Origin of the sequence: Janthinobacterium aestuarii, from assembly GCF_046113285.1 — a bacterium.
In the GTDB taxonomy this organism is placed as follows: Bacteria; Pseudomonadota; Gammaproteobacteria; order Burkholderiales; family Burkholderiaceae_D; genus Janthinobacterium.
Genome location: NZ_CP142524.1, coordinates 389,782 through 405,662 on the forward strand (window position 1 = coordinate 389,782; position 15,881 = coordinate 405,662).

Annotated in this window: 15 protein-coding genes; 13 read left to right on the plus strand and 2 right to left on the minus strand. The window is 62.9% G+C overall.

The features are described from left to right. Nucleotides 1-12 precede the first annotated feature (12 nt). Entirely contained in the window at nt 13-378 is a 366-nt protein-coding gene (locus OX462_RS01680) for an acyl-CoA thioesterase (protein ID WP_226939493.1), read from the minus strand. 136 nt (nt 379-514) lie between these two features. Here OX462_RS01680 and OX462_RS01685 point away from each other — a divergent pair, with 136 nt between their 5' ends. The 12 genes from OX462_RS01685 to OX462_RS01740 all read left to right on the plus strand — a co-directional run bounded on the left by OX462_RS01685 (nt 515) and on the right by OX462_RS01740 (nt 12,411). Beyond that, nucleotides 515-2,365 carry an ABCB family ABC transporter ATP-binding protein/permease gene (locus OX462_RS01685; protein WP_409027629.1) on the plus strand — a complete coding sequence of 617 codons (1,851 nt, stop codon included), beginning with the start codon at nt 515-517 and terminating at the stop codon, nt 2,363-2,365. Between the two features lie 195 nt (nt 2,366-2,560). Continuing rightward, entirely contained in the window at nt 2,561-3,517 is a 957-nt protein-coding gene (locus OX462_RS01690) for an amino acid ABC transporter substrate-binding protein (RefSeq protein ID WP_070220709.1), read from the plus strand. Between the two features lie 98 nt (nt 3,518-3,615). Continuing rightward, nucleotides 3,616-4,365, plus strand: a complete 750-nt coding sequence (locus OX462_RS01695) for an amino acid ABC transporter permease (protein WP_070220783.1) — start codon at nt 3,616-3,618, stop codon at nt 4,363-4,365. A 1-nt stretch (nt 4,366) separates the two neighbouring features. Then, nucleotides 4,367-5,059 (plus strand): amino acid ABC transporter permease, encoded by a 693-nt coding sequence (locus OX462_RS01700; RefSeq protein WP_409027630.1) that lies wholly within the window; start codon nt 4,367-4,369, stop codon nt 5,057-5,059. Nucleotides 5,060-5,078: 19 nt separating this feature from the next. Continuing rightward, entirely contained in the window at nt 5,079-5,804 is a 726-nt protein-coding gene (locus OX462_RS01705) for an amino acid ABC transporter ATP-binding protein (protein WP_070220705.1), read from the plus strand. 28 nt (nt 5,805-5,832) lie between these two features. Further along, complete coding sequence (locus OX462_RS01710) at nt 5,833-7,263, plus strand: amidohydrolase family protein (RefSeq protein ID WP_409027631.1); 1,431 nt, start codon at nt 5,833-5,835, stop codon at nt 7,261-7,263. 149 nt (nt 7,264-7,412) lie between these two features. Continuing rightward, nucleotides 7,413-8,477: a dihydroorotase gene (gene pyrC, locus OX462_RS01715; protein ID WP_409027632.1), complete on the plus strand. Its 1,065-nt coding sequence runs from the start codon at nt 7,413-7,415 to the stop codon at nt 8,475-8,477. Nucleotides 8,478-8,483: 6 nt separating this feature from the next. After that, complete coding sequence (locus tag OX462_RS01720) at nt 8,484-9,299, plus strand: DUF3025 domain-containing protein (RefSeq protein ID WP_409027633.1); 816 nt, start codon at nt 8,484-8,486, stop codon at nt 9,297-9,299. A 3-nt stretch (nt 9,300-9,302) separates the two neighbouring features. Continuing rightward, entirely contained in the window at nt 9,303-10,307 is a 1,005-nt protein-coding gene (locus tag OX462_RS01725) for a Gfo/Idh/MocA family protein (RefSeq protein WP_409027634.1), read from the plus strand. Beyond that, nucleotides 10,304-11,518, plus strand: coding sequence for an MFS transporter (locus OX462_RS01730; protein WP_409027635.1), 1,215 nt, complete (start codon nt 10,304-10,306; stop codon nt 11,516-11,518). The genes OX462_RS01725 and OX462_RS01730 overlap by 4 nt, the downstream gene beginning before the upstream one ends. Further along, nucleotides 11,518-11,643 carry a hypothetical protein gene (locus tag OX462_RS01735; RefSeq protein WP_255206293.1) on the plus strand — a complete coding sequence of 42 codons (126 nt, stop codon included), beginning with the start codon at nt 11,518-11,520 and terminating at the stop codon, nt 11,641-11,643. The genes OX462_RS01730 and OX462_RS01735 overlap by 1 nt, the downstream gene beginning before the upstream one ends. Nucleotides 11,644-11,820: 177 nt before the next feature. Then, a complete protein-coding gene (locus tag OX462_RS01740; RefSeq protein ID WP_409027636.1) occupies nt 11,821-12,411 on the plus strand; it encodes an REP-associated tyrosine transposase in 591 nt (196 codons plus the stop codon). Nucleotides 12,412-12,545: 134 nt separating this feature from the next. On the opposite strand, the gene recG is transcribed toward OX462_RS01740, so the two are convergent. After that, entirely contained in the window at nt 12,546-14,648 is a 2,103-nt protein-coding gene (recG, locus tag OX462_RS01745; protein ID WP_409027637.1) for an ATP-dependent DNA helicase RecG, read from the minus strand. 177 nt (nt 14,649-14,825) lie between these two features. On the opposite strand from recG, the gene queA reads away from it, so the two are divergent. Next, the gene (gene queA / locus OX462_RS01750) at nt 14,826-15,881 is read left to right on the plus strand and encodes a tRNA preQ1(34) S-adenosylmethionine ribosyltransferase-isomerase QueA (RefSeq protein WP_070220691.1); all 1,056 of its coding nucleotides are present in this window, start codon (nt 14,826-14,828) and stop codon (nt 15,879-15,881) included.

Consider the following 15,881-nt stretch of genomic DNA (forward strand, 5'->3'; position numbering starts at 1 on the left):
TGATTACGACAATCAAGACGCCAATAAGGTCTCGATGGGCGGCACCTTGCGCGGCTTGCGGTCGGAGTCCGTCGCCACGTAGATCAGGGTCGCTTCCGTGACTTTCACGATGCAGGCCTGCAGGCGGTTGCGCTCGGCATACACCTCGACATTGACGGTGATCGACGTATTGCCCACCTTGACGATGTCGGCGTAGAAGGACAGCAGATCGCCGACGAAGACGGGGTTTTTGAAGACAAAGGAATTGACGGCGATGGTGGCGACACGGCCGTTGGCGCGCCGCGTGGCCGGCAGGGAGCCGGCGATATCGACTTGCGCCATGATCCAGCCGCCGAACACGTCGCCGTACACATTGGCGTCGGACGGCGCGGGCATCATGCGCAGTTCGGGCATTTTTCCGGCGGGCAGGCCGGAGGCGAGGCAGTTGTCGGGACGGTCTGGGGAGGTGCTCATCTTTTATTCTCATGAAAGGCTACAATTGCTGCGATTGAACCATAAAAAGCCGACCTTCGCCATGCGCCGTTCCCAGACTCCCCCTCCGCCCCGCTCGCCAGCTTCCGCCAGCCACAGCGATTTCGCCACCATCAAGACCTTGCTGCCCTACCTGTGGGTCTACAAATGGCGAGTATTGCTGGCGCTGCTATGCCTGGTGGGCGCCAAGCTCGCCAACGTGGGCGTGCCCCTGATCCTGAAAAAACTCGTCGATGCCATGACGATCACGGCCGCGCATCCGCAAGCGCTGCTGGTGCTGCCCGTCGGCTTGCTGGTGGCGTACGGCTTGCTGCGCCTGTCGACCACCTTGTTTACGGAACTGCGAGAATTCCTGTTCGCCCGGGTCACGCAGCGGGCCGTGCGCACCATCGCCCTGCAAGTGTTCCGCCACCTGCATGCGCTGTCCCTGCGTTTCCATTTGAACCGCCAGACGGGCGGCATGACGCGCGATATCGAACGGGGCACCCGCAGCGTGGGCTCGCTCATTTCCTACACCCTGTTCAACATCCTGCCGACCCTGGTGGAAATCACCCTCGTGCTCGGCTACCTGGTCTTGCATTACGATATCTGGTTCACCGTGATCACGGCGGTGGCGCTCGTGTCGTACATCGCGTTTACCGTGCTGGTGACGAACTGGCGCACGCACTTCCGCCGCACCATGAACGACCTCGATTCGAAGGCGAATACCAAGGCCATCGATTCGCTGATCAACTATGAAACCGTGAAATATTTCGGCAACGAGGATTACGAGGCGAAGCGCTACGACGAAGGCTTGCAGCGCTACGAATCGGCCGCCGTGAAATCGCAGACCTCGTTATCCCTGCTCAATACGGGCCAGTCGCTGATCATCGCCACGGCCGTCACCTTGATTTTGTGGCGCGCCACCGTGGGCGTGATCGCCGGCACGATGACCCTGGGCGACCTGGTGCTGGTGAATGCCTTCATGATCCAGCTGTACATTCCCCTCAATTTCCTGGGCGTCATTTACCGCGAAATCAAGCAAAGCCTGGCCGACATGGAGCGGCTGTTTTCCTTGCTGAACGAGAACCGCGAAATCGCCGATACGCCGGACGCCAAACCGCTCGTCACGCGGGGCGCGGCCGTGCGTTTCGACCACGTGGATTTCAGCTATGAAGCCAAGCGGCAAATCCTGTTCGACGTGGATTTCCAGATCCCCGCCGGCACCACGACGGCCGTGGTGGGCCACAGCGGCTCGGGCAAGTCGACCTTGTCGCGTTTGCTGTTCCGCTTCTATGAAGTCGACGGCGGCGGCATCACCATCGATGGCCAGGACTTGCGCAATATCACGCAGGACTCCCTGCGCGCGGCCATCGGCATCGTGCCGCAGGATACGGTGCTGTTCAACGACACCATCGAATACAACATCGCCTACGGCAAGCCGGGCGCCAGCAAGGAAGCCATCGTGGCGGCGGCCAAAGCCGCATCGATCCATGATTTTATTGAAAGCTTGCCAGATGGTTACAGCTCCATGGTGGGCGAGCGGGGTTTAAAACTGTCGGGCGGCGAAAAGCAGCGCGTGGCGATTGCACGCACCTTGCTGAAAGACCCGGCCATCCTGATCTTCGATGAAGCGACCTCGGCACTTGACTCGAAGGCGGAACAGGCGATCCAGTCGCAGCTGAAGGAAATCGCCAAAAACCGCACCACGTTGGTGATTGCGCACCGCCTGTCGACGGTGGCCGACGCCCAGCAAATCCTCGTGCTCGACCATGGCCGCATCGTCGAGCGGGGCACGCATCCGCAATTGCTGGCGGCGGATGGCCTGTACGCGCAGATGTGGCAACGCCAGCAGGCGAATAGGGATGATGAGGCGGAAGAGGACGAGTTGGCGGGGCTGGCGCCGGCAAAATAAATCGGGAATGGGAAATCAGTAGGAAAAATGCTACAGCCGCGCCCCTTCAGGCGCGCGTATAGCGCCTATTTGAGGGCAATCGCAGAAAACGGCTGGTCCGGCGCTGAAAATGAAATAAAATTAATTCCATTGGTGGCGTCTGCACCACAGTTGTTTCGTTCGGAATCGATTCCGTTTGTCCGCCCAGGAGAATTTATGAAATTGACCAAAATCATCGCCACGCTGCTCAGCGTCGGTGTCATCAGCAGCATGTCGCCAGTCCAGGCTCAGGAATTGACCGGCACCTTGGCCAAGATCAAGAAAGCCGGTTCCGTCACCCTCGGCGTGCGCGACGGCTCCGTGCCCTTCTCCTATCTCGATGACAAGCAGCAATACCAGGGTTATTCGATCGACCTGTGCATGAAAGTCGTCACGGCCCTGCAGAAACACCTGGGCATGAGCGAACTGAAAGTGGTGATGAGCCCCGTCACTTCGGCCAACCGCATCCCGCTGATGGCCAACGGCACCATCGACCTCGAATGCGGCTCGACGACGAACAATCTGGAGCGCCAGCAGCAGGTGGCGTTCGCCCCCACCATGTTCGTCATCGGCAACCGCGTGCTGTCGAAAAAATCCTCGAACATCAAGACCCTGGAAGACTTGCGCGGCAAGACCCTGGTCGCTACGGCCGGCACGTCGACCATCAAGCAGATGACGATTTTGAACAAGGAAAAGAACCTGGGCATGACGATTGCCGTCGGCAAGGATCATCCCGAGTCGTTCCTGATGCTGGAAACGGGTCGCGCGGTGGCCGAAGCCAACGACGACATCTTGCTGGCGTCGCAGGTGGCCAACTCGAAGAACCCGAACGACTACGAAATCACCAAGGAAGCGCTGTCTGTCGAACCGTACGGCATCATGCTGCGCAAGGGCGATCCGGCCTTCAAGAAAGTGGTCGACGATGCGCTGATCCGCCTGTACAAGAGCGACGACATCAACCGCATTTATGCGAAATGGTTTACCTCGCCGATCCCGCCGAAAAACATCAACCTGAAATTCCCGATGCCGCCGCAACTGAAGGCCGTGTTTGCCAATCCGACCGACTCCGGTGACCCGGCCGCATATGCGGCCGTACCGGAAGCGCAGAAGACTTCGGACAAACGGAAAAAGTAAAGATTGCGTAACAAACCGGGAGGCGCAAGCCTCCCGATTTATTTGCGGGACGGGTGGCCGGCTGGCCGCTGTCCTCGGGCTGCATGCGAAGGATGATCATGAATTACAACTGGAATTGGCGCATCTTCTGGGAGATTTCTCCCGATGGCGTGGGCACGTATATGGACACCTTGTGGTCCGGCCTGGTCTGGACCCTGGCCACGGCCGGTGCGGCATGGATCATGGCATTGATATTGGGCCTGGTGGTCGGCACCATCCGCACCCTGCCGAATAAATGGCTGGTGGGCATAGCCAATGCCTACGTTGAATTGTTCCGCAACGTGCCGCTGCTGGTGCAAATGTTCCTCTGGTATTTCGTCATGCCGGAATTGCTGCCGCCCGACCTGGGCGCCTGGGTCAAGTCGCTGCCGAATGCACCATTCGTCACGGCCGTGCTGTGCCTGGGATTCTTTACTTCGTCGCGCGTGGCCGTGCAGGTGACGACGGGCATCGAGGCGCTGCCGCGCGGGCAGAAACTGGCCGGCACGGCGCTGGGCCTGACCCTGCCGCAAACCTACCGTTTCATTTTGCTGCCGATGGCCGCGCGCGTCATCCTGCCGCCGCTGACCAGCGAATTTTTGAACATCATCAAGAACAGTTCCGTGGCGCTGACCATCGGCCTGATCGAGCTGACGGCCAGCGCGCGCGCCATCCAGGAGTTTTCCTTCCAGGTGTTCGAGGCGTTTTCGGCCGCCACCATCATCTACGTCGTCGTCAACCTGCTGGTCGTGGTGCTGATGCACCTGATCGAGAAAAAGGTCGCCATCCCCGGCTTCATCGTCGCCGGCGCCAAGACGGGAGGACACTGATATGTTCGGTAATTTCGATTTCGACGTCATCTCTCGCTCGTGGGTCTATCTGTTCCAGACCGGCATGGTGTTTACCCTGAAACTGACGGCGCTGGCCATGGTGGGCGGCATCGTGCTGGGCACCTTGCTGGCGCTGATGCGCCTGTCCGGCAACCGCATCATCTCCGGCGTGGCGTCGAGCTACGTCAACCTGATACGCTCGATCCCGCTGGTGCTGGTGATCTTCTGGTTCTACTTCCTGGTGCCGTATATCGCCGCCTGGATCATCGGCGCCAACGAGCCCGTGAAAGTGGGCGCGTTTTCTTCCGCGCTGATCACCTTCATCATGTTCGAGGCGGCCTACTATTGCGAGATCATGCGCAGCGGCATACAGTCGATCCCGCGCGGCCAGGTGTGGGCGGGACAGGCGCTGGGCATGAACTACCGGCAAACCATGGGCAGCATCGTGCTGCCGCAAGCGTTCCGCAACATGATCCCCGTGCTGCTGACGCAAACCATCGTGCTGTTCCAGGACGTGTCGCTCGTGTACGTGCTGTCGATTCCCGATTTCGTCGGCGCCGCCTCGAAAATCGCGCAGCGCGACGGCCGCCTGGTGGAAATGTACGTGTTTGTCGCCGTCGTGTATTTCGTGCTGTGCTATGCCTTGTCGTTCCTGGTAAAACGCCTGCAGAAACGCGTCGCCATCATTCGCTAACCGTAAAAGAAAGAACAAGATGATTGAACTCAATAACGTCAGCAAATGGTATGGCCAGTTCCAGGTACTGACCGACTGCACCACCAACGTCGCCAAGGGTGACGTGATGGTCATTTGCGGCCCGTCCGGCTCCGGCAAGTCGACCCTGATCAAAACCGTCAACGGCCTGGAGCCGATCCAGCAGGGGCGGATCATCGTCGACGGCATCACCGTCAACGATCCGAAAACGAATCTGTCGAAACTGCGCGCCCGCATCGGCATGGTGTTCCAGAATTTTGAGCTGTTCCCGCATCTGTCGATCCGCGAAAACCTGACCATCGGCCAGATCAAGGTGCTGGGCCGCAGCGCCGACGAAGCCAATGCCAAGGGCTTGAAATACCTGGACCGCGTGGGCCTGCTGTCGCAGCAGGACAAGTTCCCCGGCCAGCTGTCGGGCGGCCAGCAGCAGCGCGTGGCCATCGCCCGCGCACTGTCGATGGACCCGATCGCCATGCTGTTTGACGAGCCGACATCGGCGCTCGATCCGGAGATGATCAACGAAGTGCTCGACGTGATGGTGGGCCTGGCGCAGGAAGGCATGACGATGATGGTCGTCACGCACGAAATGGGTTTTGCCCGGCGCGTGGCGAACCGCATCGTCTTCATGGACCAGGGCAAGATCATCGAGGATTGCAGCAAGGATGACTTCTTCAACACGACGCGCTCGGACCGCGCGCGCGATTTCCTCGCCAAGATCATCCATTAATTTTTCATCACCTTGAAGTTGAGTACGCATGCCTGACATGAAACACATCGCCGGCGCCATGCTGGCGCTGGGCTTGCTGGCCCATGCCCACGCGGCCGACAAGATCGCCGTCGACATCGCCTTGCGCGGCGCCACCCTGATCGACGTTGCCGCTGGCCTCGCCGTCAAGGGCAAGACCGTGCTGCTCAAGGGCGACAGCATCGTCGCCGTCGTCGATGACGCGCAGCTGCGCAGCTACGCGCCGAAGCAGACCATCCGCCTGCCCGGCAAATATCTGATGCCGGGCCTGTGGGATACGCATGTGCATTTCGGCGGCGGCCCCGAGCTGATCGACGAGAACAAGCAGCTGCTGCCTTTGTACCTGGCGCACGGCATCACCACGGTGCGCGACTGTTCGGGCGACTTGCCCGACACGGTGCTGGCATGGCGCCGGCAGATCAACGCAGGCCAGCTGGAAGGTCCGACGATCTTTACCTCTGGCGCCAAGCTCGAAGGCCTCAAGCCGCTGTGGAAGGGCACCATTGAAGTGGGCACGCCGCAGGAAGTGACGCGCGCGCTGGACGGCCTGCAGGCGCAGCAAGTGGACTTCGTGAAGATCACGGAAAACACCCTGAAGCCGGAGCTGTACCTGGAAGCCTTGCGCCAGGCGCGCGAACGGGGCATGCGCACCTCGGGCCATATTCCCGTGCAGCTCACATTGGAGCAGATGGCCGATGCGGGCCTGGGCACGATCGAACATCAATCCTACCTGCTGCGCGCCACGACGCCGCGCGAACAGGAGCTGACGGACAAGGAGGCCATGCGCGAAAGCCTGCAAAGCTACGACGAGGCGACGGCGCGCAAGGCCTTCAGCTACCTGGCCGCGCGCGGCACGGCCATCGTGCCGACCCTGTGGGGTTCGCGCGTAACGGCGTATCTGGACCGCGAAGACCACACGCACGATCCTGCCCTGCAGTACATCGGCAAGGGCTTGCGCGCCACCTACGACTGGCGCGTGCAGCGCGCCGCCAAGGATGGCCCGGATGCGATCGCCCAGCGCCACGCGCAGTTCGAGCAATCGGCCAAGCTGCTGCCCATTTTGCAGCAGCAGGGCGTGAGCATCATCGCCGGCACCGATGCGGGCTTCTTGAATTCCTTCGACTATCCGGGCCAGGCCCTGCACGATGAAATCGGCCTGTATGTGCAGTACGGCCTGACGCCGCAGCAAGCCTTGCAGTCGGCCGTCATCAACGGTCCCCGCTTCCTGGGCAAGCTGGAGCGCTACGGCAGCGTGGCGGCCGGCAAGGCGGCCGATTTGCTGGTGCTCGACGCGAACCCGCTGCAGGACATCGGCGCCACGCGCCGGATTCGCCTGGTGGTCAGCCGTGGCCAGGTATACGACCGCGCCAAGCTGGACCAGATGCTGGCCGAGATCCGCGCCTGGGGGGCGAAGCAGGAGACTGCGCCGGCCAAGTCCTGATGCTCTTCATTCTTTTAGTTAAAACGGCCGGGTGATACCGGCCGTTCTGCCGTTTCCCCGCCAGCATGCGCGGGCTCTCCCGGCCGGCGGGACGGTCCTGCGGCTGGTAAAATGGCGCTATCCGCAATGACCGCCTGAGAGCAGCCGCCATGTCCACACTCGATCACACCCCAGCCGCCGTTCCATCCTCCATCACCATCACCCGTCCGGATGACTGGCATTTGCACCTGCGCGACGGCGCCGTCATGGCCAGCGTGCTGCCGCACAGCGCGCGCCAGTTCGGCCGCGCCATCGTCATGCCGAACCTCAAACCCCCGGTTACCACCACGGCCGATGCCAGCGCCTACCGCGAGCGCATCCTGGCCGCCGTGCCGGAAGGCGTGAACTTCGATCCGCTGATGGTGCTGTACCTGACGAACAACACCTTGCCCGACGAAATCCGCCGCGCGCAGGACAGTGGCATCGTGCAGGCCGTGAAATTGTATCCGGCCGGTGCCACCACGAATTCCGACCTGGGCGTGACGGATTTGAAGAATTGCTACAAGGTGCTCGAAGTGATGCAGGAAGTGGGCATGCCCTTTCTCGTGCACGGCGAAGTGACGGATCCGGAAATCGACATTTTCGACCGCGAAGCCGTCTTCATCGAGCGCGTGATGCGCCCGCTGCGCAGCGCCTTCCCGGCCCTGTCCGTCGTGTTCGAACACATCACCACCAAGGATGCGGCGCAGTATGTGGCCGAAGCGGAAGGCCCGATCGCCGCCACCATCACGGCGCATCATCTGCTGTACAACCGCAACGAGATTTTCAAGGGCGGCATCCGTCCCCATTACTACTGCCTGCCTATCCTGAAGCGCGAAGAGCACCGCCTGGCACTGATGACGGCCGCCGCCAGCGGCGACGAGCGCTTCTTCCTCGGCACGGATTCGGCGCCGCACGCGCAAGGCGCCAAGGAAATGGCTTGCGGCTGCGCCGGTTGCTATACGGCCCTGCACGCGATGGAAATGTATGCGGAAGCATTCGAACGGGCCGGCGCGCTCGATAAGCTCGAAGCGTTCGCCAGCTTCCACGGCCCGGCCTTCTACGGCGTGCCGCGCAACACGGACACCATCACCCTGCGTCGCGAAAGCTGGACCTTGCCGGCCTCGCTGCCGCTGGGCGACAGCCACGTCATTCCGCTTAACGCGGGCGAGCAGATCAACTGGAAAATGGTCTAAGCGTTCATGCTGCCATCGATAGACTGGACCCGTCCCTGGTTTGCCACGGTGCTGCCGGCGCGACGGCAGCTGGACCTGCAGCGCGACACGGTGATCGTCGCGCTGAATGGCCGGGCGCGGGCGCTGGACTTGCGCAATCCCACCGGCCTGCCGCTGTGCTTTGTGCCGCAAGCGGACCTGCCCGAAGGCGTGGCCTACGAGGAGTTCATCGGCGCCACGGGCGGCGTGCCCACGCGCGACAATCTGCACGATTTTTTCAATGCGCTCGTGTGGCTCACTTTCCCGCGCATCAAGCGGCAATTGAATGCGCTGCAGGCGGCGCAGATCGCCCTGTCCGGCGTGGGAAAATCGCGCGGTCCCGCGCGCGACGGCGCGACGATTTTTGACGAGAATTCCGCCTTGCTGGTGCTGCGCGACAGCGATGCCGGGCGCGCACTGGAAGCGGCGCTGCGCGGGCACGACTGGCGCAGCGCATTTATCGCGCAGCGCGAGAAATTTGGCGCGGGCGGCGACGCCGAAGTCTGGCTGTTCGGCCACGCGCTGATGGAAAAACTGGTGGCGCCGCGCAAGGCCATTACGGCGCACACGCGCGTGATCTTTGCCGGCGACGCCTATTTCACGCTGGACGATGTCGCACGCCGCGCCTGGCTCGACGAGCGGGTGGCGCAAGACCTGGCGCAGCAAGGCCTCACGACGGCCGACTTCACGCCGCTGCCGGTGCTCGGCTTACCCGGCTGGTGCGAAGGCCAGGACGACGATTTTTACAATGACGCGGCGGTGTTCCGCCCGAAGCGCAAGGCAGCAGGCGCAGAAAGAGAGTAGAGCATGGAGCATACCGTCCGCTGGGGCATCCTCGGCACTGGCAAGATCGCCCGCGCGATGGCCAATGGCTTGCGCGACGCGCCTGGTGCGCAGCTGGCGGCGGTCGCCTCGCGCAGCAGCGCCGGCGCGCAAGCCTTCGGCACCGAATTCGGCATCGAGCGTTGTCACGGCTCCTACCAGGCGCTGGCGGACGATCCTGGCGTGGATGTGATCTACATCGCCACGCCGCACACCCTGCATGCGGAAAACGCCCTGATGTGCCTGGCCGCCGGCAAGCACGTCGTGTGCGAAAAGCCGTTCACGATGAACGCGCGCGAAGCGCAGGCCGTGGTCGATATGGCGCGCGAGAAAAAGCTGTTTTTGATGGAAGCCATGTGGAGCCGCTTTCTGCCCGCCGTGCAGGAAGCGCAGCGCATCATCGCCAGCGGCGAAATCGGCGTGCTGCGGCAAGTGCAGGCCGATATCGGCTTCGTCGCCCATTTCCCGCCCGAGCACCGCATGTTCAATCCTGAACTCGGTGGCGGCGCGCTGCTCGACGTGGGCATCTATCCGCTGTCGATGGCGGCCTTCTTCCTCGGCCCGGTATCGCAGCTGCAGGCGCTGGCCGAGATGGGCGCCACCGGCGTCGATGAACAGGTGGTGTTTTCCTTGCTGCACGCGGGCGGCGGCACCTCGTCCTGCGCCTGCAGCCTGCGCGCGCAGACGCCGACGGAAATGACGATTTCCGGCAGCCTGGGCCGCATCCGCCTGCCCAGCCGTTTTTACAAGCCCGACCACCTGATCGTCGAAGCGATGGATGGCGCACGCCGCGTCGTCGCCGCACCGCACCTGGGCAACGGCTACGCGCACGAGGCCATCGAAGCGATGCGCTGCATCCGCGCCGGCCTGCTGGAAAGCCCCGTCATGCCGCACGCCGACAGCGTGGCGCTGATGCACAACCTCGACACCATGCGCGGCCAGATCGGCCTCGTCTACCAAGCCGACCAGGCGAGAACAGGAACCCCATGACATCGCACACATCGCGTCCCAGCCTGAAAACCGTCCTCATCGCCAGCGGCGTCGTGCTGACCCTCGCGATGGGCGTGCGCCACGGCCTGGGCTTCTGGATGCAGCCGATCTCGCAAGCGAACGGCTGGACGCGCGAAACGTATTCGCTGGCGCTGGCCATGCAAAACCTGATGTGGGGCGTCTTCGGCCCGTTCGCCGGCATGGCGGCAGACCGTTTCGGCACCATGCGCGTCGTCATCGTCGGCGCCATCAGCTACATGGCCGGCCTCGTGTGGATGGCGCTCGTGACGCAGCCCACGCTGTTCATCGTCGGCTCGGGCATCTTCATCGGTCTGGCGCTGGCCTGCACGGCCTTTGGCGCCATCAGCGGCATCATCGGCCGCAGCGCGCCGCCCGAGCAGCGCTCGTGGGCCTTCGGCATTTCGTCGGCGGCCGGCTCGTTCGGCCAGTTCCTGATGATGCCGGTCGAGCAGCAGCTGATCTCCGCCGTGGGCTGGCAAAACGCCTTTTATGTGCTCGCCGCGCTGGTGCTGCTGGCCATGATCCCGATGGCCTTCTACCTGCGCGAGCCGCCCGTCTCGCACGCCAGCGGCCCGCAGCAAAGCATCGGTGCCGCCTTCAGCGAAGCCATCGCCAGCCGTTCGTTCTGGCTGCTGCTGGCCGGCTATTTTGTCTGCGGTTTCCAGCTGGTCTTCATCGGCGTGCACTTGCCGGCCTACCTGAAGGACCAGGGCCTGATGAACCCGAACATCGCCGTCACGGCGCTGGCCCTGATCGGCCTGTTCAACATCGTCGGCTCCTACTATGCGGGCAAACTCGGTGGCAAGATCGCCAAGCGCTACCTGCTGTCGGCCATCTACGTGACGCGCGCCGTGGTCATCACCGTGTTCCTGCTGGCGCCATTGTCGGCATGGTCCGTGTACCTGTTCGCCGCCGGCATGGGCGTGCTGTGGCTGTCGACCGTGCCGCTGACGAACGGCATCATCGCCGGCATCTTCGGCGTGAAGCACCTGTCGATGCTGGCCGGGATGGTGTTCTTCTCGCACCAGGTGGGCAGTTTCCTCGGCGCGTGGCTGGGCGGCTACCTGTACGAGCACCAGGGCAGTTACCACATCGTGTGGATGATCACCATCGGCCTGGGCTTGCTGGCCGCGCTGATCAACCTGCCCATCGACGAGCGCGCCGTCAAGCGCGTGGCGGTGGCCGCGTAATGGCCAGCTGGCGCACATGGCTGTGGCGCCTGGCTGGCGCCGCGCTGCTGGCTCTCGTCTTCCTCGCCTATCTGCGCCCCGACTTCATGCTCGACCTGGCGAACCGCTTCTGGATGTGCATGTAGGCTGCGCGGGCGCAAGGCCGTTTGCGAAAAGCGGGATTACGCTGGAAGTCGGATTACACTGAAAGTCGGATTACGCTACGCTAATCCGACCTACCCGACCTATTGCGGTGTCTTTTCGCGTAGGTCGGATTAGGCCGCAGGCCGTAATCCGACAACACCCCGAAATAAGCAATACCGATGACGCTCAGGCCGCAGGCCGTAATCCGACAACACCCCGAAATAAGCAATACCGATGACGTTCAGGCCGCAGGCCGTAATCCGACAACACCCGAAACCATGCGATATCGACGCGCATTCCAGCCTGGCGGCAGCTTTTTCTTCACGGTGGTGACGGCACACCGCCGGCCCGTCTTTACTTCGGAAATTGCCATGGCTTTGCTCAGGGACGCTTTCCGCGCCGTGCGCCAGAAGCGGCCATTCGCTATCGACGCCATCGTCATCTTGCCCGATCACTTGCATTGCATCTGGACTTTGCCTGAAGACGATGCCGACTTCATGACGCGCTGGCGATTGATCAAGACGTGGTTCAGCAAGCATGCAGGATTGAAAGACGTTTGGCAGCATCGCTACTGGGAGCATGTGCTACGCGACGAGCGCGACTTTATAAAGCATGTCGATTACATCCATTACAACCCCGTCAAGCATGGCTTGGCGAGTAAAGTCATCGATTGGCCGTATTCCAGTTTTCACCGGTATGTGGAGCACGGCATGTGTGCAGAGGATTGGGGCGGGGATGTCGTAGACATGACAGGTGTTGGGCGGGAGTGAAATGTTGTCGGATTACGTCAGAAGTCGGATTACGCTACGCTAATCCGACCTACCCGACCTATGGCGGTGTCTTTTTGCGTAGGTCGGATTAGCGCGCAGCGCGTAATCCGACAGCACCTGAAAGCAATACCGGATTACACCTTCAAAAACTCTTCCTTGCCACCCAGCCAGCGCGCCAGGTGCGCTTCCACGGTGGCTGCGGCGGCCGCCGTGGTGGCGTGCAGCAGGTCGTGCGCCACGTCGCGGGCCTGGTCTACCAGCCATTGGTCCGTTTCCAGGTCGGCGAAGCGCAGCATGGCCTGGCCGGACTGGCGCGCGCCGAGAAATTCCCCGGGACCGCGGATTTCCAGGTCGCGGCGGGCGATTTCAAAACCGTCCGTCGTCTCGCGCATGGTCATCAAGCGCTGGCGCGCCACGCCGCCCAGCGGTCCCTGGTACAGCAGCAGGCAGACGCTGGCTGCCGAGCCGCGGCCCACGCGGCCGCGCAGCTGGTGCAGCTGCGACAGGCCGAAGCGCTCGGCGTGCTCGATCACCATCAGCGAAGCGTTCGGCACGTCGACGCCCACCTCGATGACGGTGGTGGCCACCAGCACGTGGATATGGCCGGCGATGAAAGCGTCCATCACTTCCTGCTTTTCCGCCGGTTTCAGGCGGCCGTGCACGAGGCCCACCTGCAGTGCGGGCAGGGCTTCGGCCAGCATCATGTAGGTGTCGGTGGCCGTCTGCAGCTGCAGCGCTTCCGATTCCTCGATCAGCGGGCAGACCCAGTACACCTGCCGGCCTTCCAGCGCGGCCGCGTAGACGCGGGCGATGACTTCGTCGCGCCGGTTCTGGTCGATGGCGCGCGTGACGATGGGGCTGCGGCCGGGCGGCAGCTCGTCGATCACCGACACTTCCAGGTCGGCGTAATACGTCATGGCCAGGGTGCGCGGGATGGGCGTGGCCGACATCATCAGCTGGTGCGGCACGGCCGCGCTGTCGCCCTTGTTGCGCAGGGTCAGGCGCTGGCCCACGCCGAAGCGGTGCTGCTCGTCGACGATCACCAGGCCCAGTTTCGCAAACAGCACGTTATCCTGGATCAGCGCATGCGTGCCGATCACCAGCTGCGCTTCGCCTGATTCGATCAGGGCCAGCGCCGCCGTCTTTTCCTTTTTCTTCAGGCTGCCCGTCAGCCACGCCACCTTCACGCCCAGCGGTTCCATCCAGGCGGCGATCTTGCGGAAGTGCTGCTCGGCCAGAATCTCCGTGGGCGCCATCAGCGCGGCCTGGTAGCCGCTGTCGATCGCCTGCGTGGCGGACAGGGCCGCCACGACCGTCTTGCCGCTGCCGACGTCGCCCTGCAGCAAGCGCTGCATCGGATAGGGCTGGCGCAGGTCGGCGCGGATTTCCTCGAGCACGCGCGCCTGCGCGCCCGTCAGCTTGAAGGGCAGGGCGGCGCCGAAGGCTTCCGACAGGGGGCCGACGATGGGCAGGGACGCCGCGCCTTTCGAGCGGCGCGCGCGCTGGGCGCGTTTGAGCGACAGTTGCTGCGCCAGCAGTTCATCGAACTTCATGCGCACCCAGGCCGGGTGCGAGCGGTCCATCAAGGCGCTTTCATCGATGTCCTGCGGCGGATAGTGCAGCAGGTGCACGGCGGCGCGGAATGGCGACAGCTGCATCTCGCGCAGCAACTGGTCCGGTAAGGTGTCCTGCCAGTCGATGCGGCGCATGGCGTCGGCGATCTCGCGGCGCAGCACGTGCTGCGACAGGCCTTCGCCGGACGGATACACGGGCGTGAGCGCCGTGGGCAGGGGCGCGCCCTCGTTGACCACCTTATACGTCGGGTGCACCATCTCGGCGCCGAAAAAGCCGTGTTTGAGTTCGGCGCGCGCGCGCACCCGCGTGCCTTCGGCCAGCTGCTTGACCTGGCTGCCGTAGAAATTCATGAAGCGCAGCAGCAAATTGCCCGTTTCGTCGGCGATCGTCACCAGCAGCTGCTTGCGCGGCTTGAAATTGACTTCGCACTTGGTGACGATGCCTTCCACTTGCCACGACTCGCCGCCGCGCAGGCAGGCGTCGCGTATCGTGTAGACCTTGGTTTCGTCCTCGTAGCGCATCGGCAGGTGCAGCACCAGGTCCATATCCGTGCGCAAGCCCAGTTTGGCCAGCCGGCTTTCCGTGCTGACCACTTTTTTGGCGGCTTTCTGCTTCGCGGCAGGCTTGGCTGAGGGCGGAAGATCGGGCTTGGGATCGGACATATGCAAGGTTTTGGTGCCGCTAGCGTAAAATAGAGGGTTGTCCGGCACACCCTGTGCGTACCGCAGTCGTAGTTGTTGCGGCGGATTATTGTAATGCCTGTATAGGCGCACAGTATAGTGCCAGATGTTCCATTGCGCACTCCTAATCATTTTTGACGTACTTTTGAAGCAAAACGCATGTATTCGCTTTCCGATTTCGATTTTAATTTGCCGCAAGAAAACATTGCGCAAACTCCGTTGGCCGAGCGCAGCGCCTCGCGCCTGTTGCATCTGGACGGCGAGACCGTGGTCGACCGCCAGTTCGCCGACATCGTAGGACAGCTAGCCGCGGGCGACCTGCTGGTAATGAACGATACGCGCGTGCTCAAGGCGCGCTTTTTTGGCGTCAAGGAAAGCGGCGGCAAGATCGAGGCGCTGGTCGAGCGCGTGCTCGACGACCGCACCGTGCTGGCCCAGGTGCGCGCGTCGAAGTCGCCGCCGCCCGGTTGCCGCATCCGCCTGGCCGACGCCTTCGACGTGACGGTCGGCCAGCGCGCCGGCGAATTCTTTACCTTGCACTTCGAGGCCGACGTGTTCGAACTGATCGAGGCGCATGGCCGTTTGCCGCTGCCGCCCTACATCGAGCACGATGCGGACGAATTCGACGAAACGCGCTACCAGACGGTCTTCAACAAGGTGCCGGGCGCTGTCGCCGCGCCGACGGCGGGCCTGCATTTCGACCAGGCCCTGCTCGACCAGTTGAAGGCCAAGGGCGTCAACTTTGCCTATGTGACCCTGCACGTGGGCGCCGGCACCTTCCAGCCCGTGCGCACGGAAGTGCTGGCCGAACACAAGATGCATACCGAGTGGTACACCATGCCGCAGGAAACCGTCGACGCCGTGCGCGCCGCACAGCAGGCCGGGCGCGACGTGGTCGCCGTCGGCACGACCAGCCTGCGCGCGCTGGAATCGGCCTCGCAAAGCGGCCAGCTGGTGGCGGGCAGCGCCGATACGGCCCTGTTCATCACGCCCGGCTATGCCTTTAAAACGGTGACGCGCCTGATCACCAACTTCCATTTGCCGAAGTCGACCCTGCTGATGCTGGTGTCGGCCTTTGCCGGCTATGAGCCGATCCGCAACGCCTACGCGCATGCGATCGCGCAGAACTACCGTTTCTTCAGCTATGGCGATGCGATGCTGCTCACCACGCAATCGCGCGCCGCACTGAACCTTGATACTCCCGTGAAAGACTGA